Annotated in this window: 10 protein-coding genes; 6 read left to right on the top strand and 4 right to left on the bottom strand. The window is 69.5% G+C overall.

Annotated features, from left to right (window positions below; all coding sequences use genetic code 11):
• Window positions 1-62: 62 nt before the first annotated feature.
• Entirely contained in the window at window positions 63-1598 is a 1536-nt protein-coding gene (locus BZB76_RS26410; RefSeq protein WP_170180755.1) for an ABC transporter substrate-binding protein, read from the bottom strand.
• Between the two features lie 489 nt (window positions 1599-2087).
• On the opposite strand from BZB76_RS26410, the gene BZB76_RS26405 reads away from it, so the two are divergent.
• The 6 genes from BZB76_RS26405 to BZB76_RS26380 all read left to right on the top strand — a co-directional run bounded on the left by BZB76_RS26405 (window position 2088) and on the right by BZB76_RS26380 (window position 9204).
• Window positions 2088-2927 carry an ATP-binding cassette domain-containing protein gene (locus BZB76_RS26405; protein WP_211343196.1) on the top strand — a complete coding sequence of 280 codons (840 nt, stop codon included), beginning with the start codon at window positions 2088-2090 and terminating at the stop codon, window positions 2925-2927.
• Window positions 2924-3601: a hypothetical protein gene (locus BZB76_RS26400; RefSeq protein WP_121437120.1), complete on the top strand. Its 678-nt coding sequence runs from the start codon at window positions 2924-2926 to the stop codon at window positions 3599-3601. Before BZB76_RS26405 ends, BZB76_RS26400 begins: the two co-directional genes overlap by 4 nt.
• 67 nt (window positions 3602-3668) lie before the next feature.
• A complete protein-coding gene (locus BZB76_RS26395) occupies window positions 3669-4136 on the top strand; it encodes a DUF3515 domain-containing protein (RefSeq protein ID WP_246007221.1) in 468 nt (155 codons plus the stop codon).
• A 1031-nt stretch (window positions 4137-5167) separates the two neighbouring features.
• Window positions 5168-7024 carry a PucR family transcriptional regulator gene (locus BZB76_RS26390; protein ID WP_121437119.1) on the top strand — a complete coding sequence of 619 codons (1857 nt, stop codon included), beginning with the start codon at window positions 5168-5170 and terminating at the stop codon, window positions 7022-7024.
• A 66-nt stretch (window positions 7025-7090) separates the two neighbouring features.
• The gene (locus BZB76_RS26385; protein ID WP_121437118.1) at window positions 7091-7657 is read left to right on the top strand and encodes a TetR/AcrR family transcriptional regulator; all 567 of its coding nucleotides are present in this window, start codon (window positions 7091-7093) and stop codon (window positions 7655-7657) included.
• A complete protein-coding gene (locus tag BZB76_RS26380) occupies window positions 7654-9204 on the top strand; it encodes an MFS transporter (protein WP_121437117.1) in 1551 nt (516 codons plus the stop codon). The genes BZB76_RS26385 and BZB76_RS26380 overlap by 4 nt, the downstream gene beginning before the upstream one ends.
• Window positions 9205-9226: 22 nt before the next feature.
• On the opposite strand, the gene BZB76_RS26375 is transcribed toward BZB76_RS26380, so the two are convergent.
• From BZB76_RS26375 to BZB76_RS26365, 3 genes are read right to left on the bottom strand one after another with little or no spacing between them, the layout of a single operon-like run.
• Window positions 9227-10186, bottom strand: a complete 960-nt coding sequence (locus BZB76_RS26375; protein WP_211343195.1) for a carbohydrate kinase family protein — start codon at window positions 10184-10186, stop codon at window positions 9227-9229.
• 52 nt (window positions 10187-10238) lie between these two features.
• On the bottom strand, window positions 10239-11387 hold the full coding sequence (locus tag BZB76_RS26370) for a sensor histidine kinase (RefSeq protein ID WP_121437116.1): 1149 nt from the start codon (window positions 11385-11387) through the stop codon (window positions 10239-10241).
• A complete protein-coding gene (locus BZB76_RS26365; RefSeq protein ID WP_121437115.1) occupies window positions 11380-12075 on the bottom strand; it encodes a response regulator transcription factor in 696 nt (231 codons plus the stop codon). Before BZB76_RS26365 ends, BZB76_RS26370 begins: the two co-directional genes overlap by 8 nt.
• Between the last annotated feature and the right edge of the window lie 32 nt (window positions 12076-12107).

Below are 12107 nucleotides of genomic sequence, written 5' to 3'. Positions count from 1 at the left end.
CGTTCTGTCGGAGCGGGTCCCGGCCGGCACGGACCGGCCGGGACCCGCTCGCTATCGGCGGGTCACTTCTTGATGGCGATGCCGCGGAACTGGCGGGAACCGTCGACGAAGATCTGGAGCCCCATGACCTTGTCGTTCATCGCCATCGGCGTGTTGAGGTGGCAGAGCGTGACCGGTTGCGCCGCGTCCTCGTGGGCCGTCCGGAACAGCTGCTTGTAGATGCTCGCGCTCTCCTGCCGCGTCTCGGCGGCCTTGGCCTTGGTGGCGAGGTCGGTGATCGTCGGGTTGGAGTAGCCGCCCGGGTTGCTGAAACCGTCGGGCAGGTAGTAGGAGGAGACCTGGATGCTCGGGTCCGCGTCGGCCTTCTGCTGCACCATGATCGCGTCCACGGACTTGTTGACGGAGAAGCCCTCGATCAGCTTCGGCAGCTCGACCGGCCGGATGGTCATCTTGATGCCGACCTCCTGCAGGTTCGCCTGGATCAGCTCCGCGACCTTGGTGTAGGCGTCGAGGTTGTTGGTCTCCAGCGTGAACGAGAAGTCCTTCACCCCCGCTTTGGCGAGCAGCTCACGCGCCTTGCCGGGGTCGTAGCGGTAGGCGTCCGGCGAGAGGGACGGGTCCGCCGCGTAGTAGTCGGTCGGGAACATCTGGACGCCCGGCTGGCAGAAACCGCCCTGGAGTTCGTTGACCGCCTCCCGGTTGATCGCGTAGTTCAGCGCCTGCCGGACCTCTTTCTTGTCGAACGGCGCCTTCTTGACGTTCAGCGCGATCGTGAAGCTCGCCAGGCTCGGCTTCTGGCACACGACGAGCTTGGCGTCCTTGGCCGGCTGGTACATGCTGGAACGCAGGAACGTGACATCGGCCGTGCCGGTGATCGTGGCGTTCAGGCGCGCGTTGTCGTTGCTGGAGATCAGGAAGACCATCTTGGCGACGTTGACGGCCTTCGGATCCCAGTAGCCCGGGACCGGCGTGTACTCCACCTTGGTGGCGGGTTCGTAGGCGGTCACCTTGAAGGCGCCCGACCCGCCGGTGGGCATTCTCGCCTGGCTCGGGTCGTCGAACACCTTCGGGCTCATCATCATGCCCGCCGAGCTGGCGAGGATCCCGACGAGCGGCGCCGCGCCCTGCTTCGTGCCGATCTTCACGGTGGCCTTGTCGACCACCTCCACCTCGGTGACGTCGCTCAGGGCCTGCTTGTTGAAGCTCTTGTCGGCCCGGTGCCGGTCGATGTTCGCCTTGACGGACGCGGCGTCGAACGGCGTCCCGTCGTGGTACTTCCAGTTGTCGATGAGGGTCAGGGTCAGGGTCTTACCGGCGTCCCCGATCTTCCATTCCTTCGCGAGCATCGGCCGCGGCTCGCCATTGGCGTCGATCTGGATCAACGTGTCGTAGACCGGATAGAGGTACATCCAGCTGTTGCTGGTGGTGACCTTGTCCGGGTCGAAGCTCGTGTTGGCGACGCTGTACATCCAGGTGAACGTCGCGTTCTTGTCGATCGCCGCCTGGTCCACCGGGGGGCAGGCGACGTTCTGCTTCGGCTTGGCCGCACCACCGCCGCCGCCGTCCGGATCGCCGCTGTCAGCGCTACACGCGCTCACGAGCATCACAAATGTTGCGGCAGCCGCAACGATGAGCTGTTTCCGCATCTAGGGGTCCTCCGAAGCAGGGGATGTGGCGTTGATGGGGGGTGGCCTTGCCCTCCGGTGAAAGAAGTGCCGGACGTCCGAGACGGAGAGGAGAGATCGGGCTAGATCGAGTGAGAGAGGGAGTCAGCGGAAAAGCGGACCCGATCGCTGCGCAGGGTTCCTGCGGTCGGCGGAGACGGGACCGATCGGTTCGCAGGGGCGTCCCTGCGGGGGCTGCCTGGGTGTCACCGTGCTGCCAAGTTCGTACTTTGTCTGATGAATGAGAACATACGTCTGCTTGCCAGTCAAGAACGTGAATCGGCCTGTGCTCGGCCGGGATCGCCGGCGCGAGGACCTGCACGTCGCCGGGCGGGCGCCTGGACCGCCGGGACGACCACGAGACCCCCCGCCACCAAGACCATTTATGGTGAGGGCGGGTGACCAGAGCAGCCGGAGGGCGTCGTGGTGGTGCAGCTACAGGGGATCTCCAAACGCTACGAAAGAGACCGGCTGATCCTTCGCGACGTCGATCTGGAGGTCGCGCCGGAAGAACGCCTGGCCATCGTGGGCGGAAACGGTTCGGGAAAGTCCACGCTGCTGAGAATCGTCGTCGGACTGTCCCGTCCTTCGACCGGAACCGTGCGGTCGCCCAAAGGCGCGATCGGTTACGTCCCCGAACGATTTCCCTGCCATGACCGGATGTCGGCGGCCTCTTACCTGCGCCATATCGGGCGAATCCGCGGGCTACGCTCCCGGGCCGCGCGGCTCCGCGCCGACGAGCTTCTGGAGCGGCTGGAACTCGTCGGCGGCAGCGGCACGCCCCTGCGGCGACTGTCGAAGGGCAACGCCCAGAAGGTCGCGGTGGCCCAGGCCATGATGGTGCCGCCCCGGCTGCTCGTCCTCGACGAACCGGCCTCCGGCCTGGCCGAATCCGTCCACGGGGTGCTGGCGGACCTCCTGCGCGAGGCCGCGTCGGGCGGCGCCGTCCTCTTCACCGAGCATCACGACGAATTCGTGCGGAAGAACGCCACCAGGATCTGCCGAATCACCGAAGGCTCCCTCGAACCGGCGACCTCGCCTCCAGAAGCCGAACAACCCAGGAAAGTATTCAGAGTCGCCGTGGTTCCCAAACCGCCGGCGGCCTCTTGCGAACTCGACTGGGCGAACATGCAGGGTGTGCTTCGAACTCGGCGCAGCGGCGAGGAAGTGGAGATACACGTCCTCGGCGAGCACCAGGAGGCCATTCTCCTCACCGCGTTGCAGAACGGCTGGTCGATCACCGCCGTCACCAGCGAGACATGAGAGGACGGGAACGCACCGTGTTCGCCCTCTATCGTTACAGCTTCACGGGCTTCGTCCTCTCGCAGCGCTATGCGGCTCCCGCCCTGCTCTTCTGCACCGCGGTGGTGGTCGGGACGAGCGCCGACTCGGGCCCACTCATCGGCGCCTACTCGCTGTGCGCCATGTTCATGTTCCTGTGCGCCATCTGGCTCACGGCGACGCTGGTGAACAGCGAGGACCCGGTGCAGCGCGGGGTGACGATCGTCAGCGCGGGCGGCTCGGCACGTCCGCTCGCGGCGACCGCCGCGGTGGCGGTGACCTGCTGCGCCCTTCTCACCGTCTTCGGCGCCGGCTACCCCGCCATGACGGGCAAGCACGTGGTGACGGCGACCGGTGTCGCGGTCGGGGCCGGAGCGCAACTGACGACCGCCGCGGTCGGGGTCGCCGTGGGCCTGGTGTGCTCCCGGCCGGTCATCGCCCGCCAGGGCTACGCGGTGGCGGCCGCGGTCTCCGCCGCGCTCGCGGCCGTGCTGGTGCCGTGGCTGACCCCCGTCCGCCCAACGGTCCAGCTCCTGCTCAGCGACCGATCCCCAGAAGACGTCGCCTCCCCGCTCCTCGCTCTGGCCCTGGTCGCCACCCTCCTCCTGACCGCCTCCGTAGTCGCAACGAACACCATCACGACCCGCCGCAACTGACCCGCGCGTTCTTTCTCAATGGACGGTAAGCCCGGAAACGATTGAAGGTCCGCACTAATATGGACGCGTGCGAACCTTGCCCGGCGTCTCTGCGGCCCTTGCTCTGGCCGCGACAATTACCGGTTGCGGTGCGGGCGTCGTTCAGGTGCCGGTGCCGCGGCCGGACGTCGCCGCCGCCGAACTGTGCAAGAGACTCAAGTTGCCGGACAAGGTCCACGGCCGAACGCGACGCGAGGTGAGCCCGCGATCGACGTTCACTGCGGCTTGGGGATCTCCCGCGATCGCGTTACGTTGCGGGGTTCCGCTCCCCAGACACGACATGCGGGCGATGATCGCCGTCATCAACGGCGTGCAATGGTTGCCAACGCCACAGACGAGACCCGTCACCTTTACGGCCGTGGGACGAAAGGCCTATGTGGAGGTGACGATCCCGCACTCCTATACCAAGGAGGGAAGCGCCGCCGGAGAGATCCTCATGGAATTCAACCCGGCCGTACAGGCGGCCATGCCCGAAAAACCCGAGGGCGAACTCTGAAAGCCCGCCCGCCCCCGATGCGGCGGTGGGTTCCTTCCCAAGGTTGAGAGCAGCATCGGGGGCCGGCCGAACTGAACGCGTCAGAAGCGCCCTGGCCTGGGGGCATGTAGGTCAGGGCGCACGGCCGAGCGCTTCATCATCCCCACACCTTGTGGTAGCCGTACGTGAGTGACGAGTTGACGCTGGTGCAGTAGGCGTAGGACCACACACCGCTGCCCATCCTCCGGGTCGCCCCTTGAACGACCTTGCGATTATTGCATCGCGCCATGGCGGCGTAGTATTTCTGCGTATAGCCGTAGCAGGCCACTCCATGCGTGTTCTTGTCGGTCCACTCTTTACATCACCGCGCCATGGCCAGCGTGACATTAAGGGACGTCCATGAACCGAGAGCGACCGCGGTCAGGGCGAGTAAGGTGGCGATCTTTCGGCGCATGTGCGCCACATCCTTTCAGTGAGGATGGAACCCGAGGGCCTTATCACGATCAGCTTAATCGAAACAAAATCGGCCGTCTTCCGAAAATCGCCGCTCTCGACCGATCCTTCGAAAGCCGTCGGTCGAATCCGCGTTTTCCTGCAAGTGATCCCCGTCGTTCGTCCACAAACGTCGAAGATTTCGACGAACAACGCATCGAGCAGCCGATATTTCGCAGGTGCCGCAACCGCACAAAGCAGGCCGAGGACATCGGTCCGTTTCGGAGCGGATGACGTCGCGATTTCCCATGCGATCGAGTCGCCGTGAGTACGTGGCTGACCTGCCGGGGTGTGCGGCTGACTCAGCGTTTTCGTACCGGATGGCGGGCTCACTGTGCAGAGTGATCCTGGTTCGTCGTGTGACCGCGGTCCTAGTGTCGGACCGTACCGGGCTCTGGGGGGGGCGGGCCCGGTGCCGTTCGCGCCGGCCGCGTCATCGTCGCCCGGCGTGACCCGCACGAGTGGCGGCGTCCTTTCTTCATGCCTGTCGGAGTCCTGGTAAAGCTAGGTCTGGCCTTCGGGCTGCTCGCACCGACGGTCGAGCTGAAGGGAGGTGTCCATTGACCACTCTCGGGGCGCTGGTGCACCGGCCCGGTCTCGACTTGCGGTTCCTCACCGACACGGACGAGGAACGGTACGGAGACCGGCCGGTGGACGGCGTCGTCCAGCCGGAACTGCCGCTCGACGAGTTCCTTCGACGGCGCGAGACCGCCGTGGACCGTGATCTGCTCCGGTTCCTTCTCGTCCTGGTCTCCCCCGCCCTCCTCGATCAGGCCGCCGGACGTGTCGAGGAGTTGCTGGGACGCCTGGCCGATCTCGACGTCGCCGGTGTGATCCTGCGGGCGGGGAGCCCGCCGGACCGATGGATAGCCGCCGGGGAGCGGTGCGGCCTGCCTCTGCTGGTCGTCGCCGACGACGGACCGTGGACGTCCGCGGCCGTCCACGCGGCGATTCTCGACGAACGCCGCCGGCACGAGGATTCGGACGCCCTGCGGGACATGCAACGCGAACTCGTCCGGCCGGACGGTCTGCCACGCCTGCTGGAACTCCTGGCCCGGCACCTGGACGGATACGCCGTTCTCGTCGATCGGTCCGGACGGCCGCACTCGGGTCGTCCACGCGTACCTGACGGTCTTCTCCGGCATGTGCGCGACGACGTCCGGCGGGTCGCGGACGGGCAGATCAGCTCGGCCTCCGTCAGCTACCGGGGCGATCATGTCCATGTGCTGGCGATCGGCGAGCAGCGACGTTCTCCGGTCCTGGTCGTCGGTGGAGGTGATCCGTTCACGCCGGAGGCCCGGCGCCTGGTCACGGACGCGGCCCGGCTGATCGGGACGCGCTGGCGCCTGGACGAGCTCACCCGGCGGCAGGCGCGGGTCGAGGAGGTGGATCTGCGGAACCGGGAGGCCGTGCTGCACTTCCTCATGACCGGTCAGCTGTCGGCCGCCCGTCGTACGGCGGGCGCGTTGCGACCTGAGCTGGCGGACATGGTCCGCGTCCATGTGGCGGAGGGGCCGAAGAAGGCGAGAGACCGGCTCGTGGCGCGGTGCGTCGAGGCGACCGACGACCGGGCGTGGGTCGTCCGGTGCCCCCTCTACGCGCAACATGTGATCGTGCTCGCTCCGGTGTCCGCATCGCAGAGCCGGGAGGACCCCTTCACCCGGGCGCTCCAGGAACTCGTCCCCCGCCGCGGCGACGTGTGCGTGGGCGTCGGGTTGCCGGTCCCGCTGGCCGACACGGGCACCGGATGGGAGCAGGCCTACCACGCGTTGGCCGTCGCCCGGAACAGCGCCGACCGGTTCGCACGGTTCAATCCGCAGGAATCGCTGGCCGGGCTGCTGGGCCCGGACGGCCGTCGGTGGGCGCTCGCGAAACTCCGCCCGCTCCTGCGCCACCGGCCGGACCGCCCGCAGGACCCCGGCGCGGCGGAACTGACGGAGACACTGCGCTCCTGGCTGAGCTTCTCCAGCGGCGTGGCAAGGGTGCTGAAGATCCACCGCAACACGCTGGCCTCCCGCCTGCGCCGGATCGAGGGGCTGCTCGGGTGCGACCTGACCGATCTGGCGACGCAGACCGAGGTGCATCTGGCGCTGCGGCTGGTCGGCTCTCCCGAGGACGAGGACGCGAAGGAGATCACGTTGGACGCCCTCCTCGCGACGGACCATGTGCGGCACTGGGCGAAGAACCAGCTCCAGCCGCTCGTCGACCAGGATTCACCGCTGCTCCTCGACACGTTGCGATGCTGGCTGGACAGCGACGCGAACCTGAAGACCGCGGCGACGAGCCTCGGCATCTCGGTACCGGGTCTGCGCAAGCGTCTCGTCCGCATCGAGGGGCTCCTGGAGCGATCGCTGCTCGGCGCGCCCTCCGTCCGGTACGACCTGTGGATCGCGCTGCACGTCCACGACCGGCACTGACCCACTCTGAACAATCATGTACAGTTTGCGACAGAATTGTCGCAAACGAGGCATGATTGGAGCGGCATGCGCCAGCAGGACGAGATCGTCATCGCGGCCATCCGGTGTCTGAACACGGACCCGACGCTGTCGATGGGACGGCTCGCCGAGGCGATCGGCGTCAGCCGGGCCACCCTGCACCGGCACTTCGCCACCCGCGACGCGCTCATGCACGCGCTCGGGTCCCGGGCGCTGGACAGTTGGGAGACCAGCCAGGACCTCGCCGGAATCGACGAGGCCGGGGCGTCCGGTGATCCGGTCCGTATCGCCGCCGCGCTGGAGACGCTGATCCGCCGGTTCGTCGCCGACGCCGAGGAACACGGCTACGCACTCACCGCGCACACCACCGCGTCCCTCCCGGACCTCGTCGACCGGACCGACCGGCTGGAACGGCGGGAGATCGCCTTCTACACCGCCGCGCAGCGCGCCGGTGTGATCCGGTCCGACCTGCCGGGCGCCTGGATCAGCAACCATGTGTACGGGCTCATGGTCGCCGTCCGCGAAAGCCTCCGCCAGGGCAGCGTCGCCCGGCGCGACATCGAGGAGCACGTCCTGACGACCCTGCGCGCCGGTGTCGGCGGGTCCTCCTCATGACCGCCACCGTGTCGCCGCGGGGCGTCGGCGCCGTCCCGCCGCACCCGCACCGGTGGGCCGGGCTCGCGGTCCTGTCCGCGAGCCTGCTACTCATCGTCATGGACATCACGATCCTCAACGTGGCGCTGCCGGAGATGTCGGCCGACCTGCGGCCAAGCGCGGTCGAGCTGCTCTGGATGGTGGACGCGTACTCGCTGGTCGTCGCGGGGCTGCTGGTGACGGCGGCCGCGCTCGGGGACCGGTGGGGACGCCGGCGGATGCTGGTCGCCGGGTTCTCGGTCTTCGGGCTCGCCTCGCTCGGGGTCCTGGTCGCCGGTTCCCCCGGCGAGGTGATCGCGATCCGCGCGCTGCTCGGTGCGGGCGGTGCGATGATCATGCCGTCCACGCTGTCGATGATCCGGCATCTGTTCACCGACCCGCGGGAACGTGCCACCGCCCTGGGGGTGTGGGCCACCACCGCCGCGCTCGGCGCCGCCCTCGGCCCGATCATCGGCGGGCTGCTGCTGGAGGCGTTCAGCTGGCATTCGGCGTTCCTGGTGCACGTGCCGGTGATGGCGGTCGCGATCGTCGCCGCGCTGTGGCTGCTGCCCGAGTCCCGCAATCCTCGGCCGGGACGCTGGGACGCGGTGGGCACCGCGCTGTCCATCGTCGGGATGACCGCGCTCGTCTACACGATCAAGGACGTCGGGGACGAAGGGATCACCGGCGCGAACGTCGTGACCGGGGTCGTGGCCGTGGCCGGGCTGGGCTGGTTCGTCCGGCGGTGCCTGCGACGTCCGGAACCGCTGCTGGACGTGCGGCTGTTCCGTGGCAGGGCGTTCACCGCGGGCACGGTCGTGGCGCTGGTCTCCAGTCTCTCGATCGCGGCGATCATGCTGCTGCTGGCGCAGTGGATGCAGCTCGTCCAGGGCTATTCGGCGCTGGAGACCGGTATCCGGCTGCTGCCCGAGGTGGTCGGCGCGGCCGTGTTCTCACCGTTGGCGCCCGCGCTGGCCGCCCGGCTCGGCGCCCGGACGGTCCTGGCCGGCGGGCTGGCCGTCGGCGGCATCGGCTATCTGGTGATCTTCGTGGCCGGGGAGCCGCTCGGCTACTGGCCCGTCGCGCTCTCGACGTTCCTGGTCGGTGTCGGCATGGGCGCGCTCGCGGTCGCGTCCGCGGTCATCATGGCCGGGGCACCGCCCGAACGGTCCGGCAGCGCGGCGGCGGTCGAGGAGACCGGCTACGAGCTGGGCGCGACGCTGGGCGTCGCGGTCCTGGGCAGTGTCGCCGCCGCCGTGTACCGGGACGGGCTGTCCGGTTTCGACCTCGCGGGGCACGGCGTCACCGGGCAGGCGGCGCATGACGTCCGGGAGTCGCTCGGCGGCGCGATGGAGGTCGCCCGCGGCGCCGGCGCGGCCGGGAACGAGCTGGCCGCCCGGGCCCAGGAGGTGTTCACCACCTCGCTGAGCTGGGCGGGCCTCGCGGGCAGTGCCCTCATGCTCGCCGCCGCGGCCGTGGTCTGGATGCTCACGCCCCGCGATCTGGACATCGCCGACACCGAGCACTGACCCCTCCGCGGCCCGCCGGTGCTCAGAGCACCGCGTCGAGTTCGTCGGCGGTCGGCGGGTCGGCGCCGGGACGCGTGCAGGTGATCGCGGCGGACGCCAGCGCCGCGGCCAGCGGGCCCGAGAGCGACGCCGCGTCACCGCGCGCCAGCTCGTCGCGGCGGGCGGGGTCGAGCAGGCCCCCGCTCAGCAGGCCGGACAGCAGGCCCGACATGAACGCGTCCCCCGCGCCCACGGTGTCGGCGACCTCGACGACCGGCGCGGGCCGTTCGACCTGCCCGGTCGCGGTGACCGCGACGCACCCGCCGGGGCCGCGGGTGACGACGGCGAGCGCGGGGCCGAGGCGGACCCACCGGTGCGCGACCTCCACCGGGTCGTCCCCCGGATAGAGCCATGCGAGGTCCTCGTCGCTGGCCTTGACCACGTCGCTGAGGGCCACCTGCCGCTCGACCCGCCGCCGTTCGGACGCCCGGTCGCGCAGCAACGGCGGCCTGATGTTCGGGTCGTAGCTGACCGTGGGCGCCGCCGCCATCGCCGCCTCGACCGGGCCCGCCGCGAGCGCCGCCGCGATGGACCCGGCATGCAGGACGGCCGTGCCCGGCGGCGGCTCCGGCCGGGCGGACGTCCAGGAGATCGCGAAGTCGTAGGACGGCACGCCCAGCTCGTCGACCGACACGACGGCGAGCGGGGTGAACGGCTCCGCCCACCCGGCGGGCGTCACCCCGGACCCGGTCAGATGCTCGGTGACCAGGCCGCCGAACGCGTCGTCGCCGAGGCCCGTCACGAGCGTCACGGCGATGCCGAGCCGCCCCAGCCCGACGGCGACGTTCGCGGGGCCACCGCCGGGATCGGCGCGGAACCGCCGTCCGCCGGGGTCTCCGACCAGGTCGACCAGGGCCTCGCCGACCACCACGATCCGGGCCATCGCGTCCCTCCTCAGCAGCCGGCCTCGCCGGACGTCCGCCGTCCCTCCGGCGGCGTCCACATTCTCCTTCGCGCCGGCGGTCGCGTCTGTGGCCGAATCGGGATCGGGTCCGTCACCCGGTCTGGTGGACCCCGTTCGGGGACGGCGCCAGCGACGTGTGCGGAAGCCGGACCGTGACGAGAAGACCGCCGGCCGGGCGGGGAGCGAGGTCGAGGGCTCCGTTGTGCGCCCGGACGATGCCGTGCACGATGGCCAGCCCGAGACCGACCCCCGCGTGTTCCTCGGCCCGCACGCGCTGGGTGCCGCGTTGGAAGGGTTCGGTGAGGGTGGGGAGGAGTTCCGGCGAGATCAGTTCACCGGAGTTCTCGACCCACAGCACGCTCACGTCATGCTGCGTCCGGGTGTGGACCGTGACGGTGCCGCCGGTGGGGTGGTTGTGGACGATCGCGTTCTGAATGAGGTTCGTCACCATCCGCAGGAGAAGCTCCGGGGAGCCGTGGATCTGCGTCTTCTCACCGGTCACCTCAAGGGTGATCTGGCGCTGTTCGGCGAGCGGAAGCAGCATCTCGGCGGCCTCCTCGGCGATGAGCGACAGGTCGACGGACTCGCGGGCGAAGCTCTGCCGGTCGGCGCGGCTGAGCAGCAGGAGGGCCTCGGTGAGGTCGATCGCCCGGGTGTTGACGGTACGGAGGCGTTCGAGGAGTTCGCCGCGGTCCCAGGCGGGATCGCTGCGGGCGACGTCGAGGAGCGTCTGCGAGATGGCCAGCGGCGTGCGCAGTTCGTGGGAGGCGTTCGCGGCGAACCGTTGCTGTTCGGTGACGTGGGCTTCGAGCCGCCCGAGCATGGTGTCGAACACGTCGGCGAGTTCGCGGAACTCGTCGTTCGGGCCGTCCATCCGGATGCGGTGGGACAGCGATCCGTTGGCGGCCCGGCGCGCCGCGTCCGCGATCTGGTTGAGGGGCGCGAGCATCCGGCCCGCGAGAAGCCACCCTCCCACCAGCCCGAACACCAGAAGGAAGAACAGGGCCTGGGTCGCGCGGGGAACGAAGGCGGCCTGGAGATCGGAGCGGTTCGGCATGTTCGGCTGGGGCGGCCCGCCGTACCTCTCGTGGCGCGGCTCCAGGACGAGGACCCCGTCGGGCACGTAGCGCAGCAGGAACACCCACACCACGGCCAGCAGGATGAACCCGGCGACCATGAGGAACCCGGCGTAGCTCAGGGTGAGTTTCAGCCGTGCGCTGAGCCCCGGGCGCCTAGTCACGGGCGCCACCCGGGCCGGCGGGATCGTCGCCGGTGTCGATGCGGTAGCCGACGCCCGGTACCGTCGCGATCAGCCATGGTTGACCGAGACGTTTCCGCAGGGCGGAAACGGTGATGCGGACGGCGTTGGTGAAGGGGTCGGCGTTGGCGTCCCAGGCCCGCTCCAGCAGTTCCTCGGCGCTGACGACACCGCCCTCGGCGGCGACGAGCACCTCGAGCACGGCGAACTGCTTGCGGGTCAGCGCGACATAGCGTCCGTCGCGGAAGACCTCCCGCCGGAACGGGTCCAGCCGCAGGCCCGCGATCTCGCGGACCGGAGGCCGGGCGTGCGCGCGCCTGCGGTCCAGCGCCCGCAGCCGCAGCACCAGCTCCCGGAAGTCGAACGGCTTGGTGAGATAGTCGTCGGCGCCGAGTTCGAACCCCGACGCCTTGTCGTCGATCCGGTCGGCGGCGGTCAGCATGAGGATCGGGATGCCGCTGCCGGAGGCGACGATCCTGCGGGCGATCTCGTCGCCGGACGGCCCGGGGACGTCCCGGTCCAGGACCGCCAGGTCGTAGGAGTTGACGCCGAGCATCTCCAGGGCCGAGTGGCCGTCGCCCGCGATGTCCGCGGCGATCGCCTCCAGCCGCAGGCCGTCACGGATGGCCTCGGCCAGGTAGGGCTCGTCCTCTACGATCAGCACGCGCATCCCCGAAGGGTATGCAACAGGACATATCGCCA

Origin of the sequence: Actinomadura pelletieri DSM 43383, from assembly GCF_003634705.1 — a bacterium.
GTDB lineage: Bacteria > Actinomycetota > Actinomycetes > Streptosporangiales > Streptosporangiaceae > Spirillospora > Spirillospora pelletieri.
Note: the sequence above shows the minus strand (reverse complement) of the source record. Positions and strands in the feature narration are given on the sequence as shown.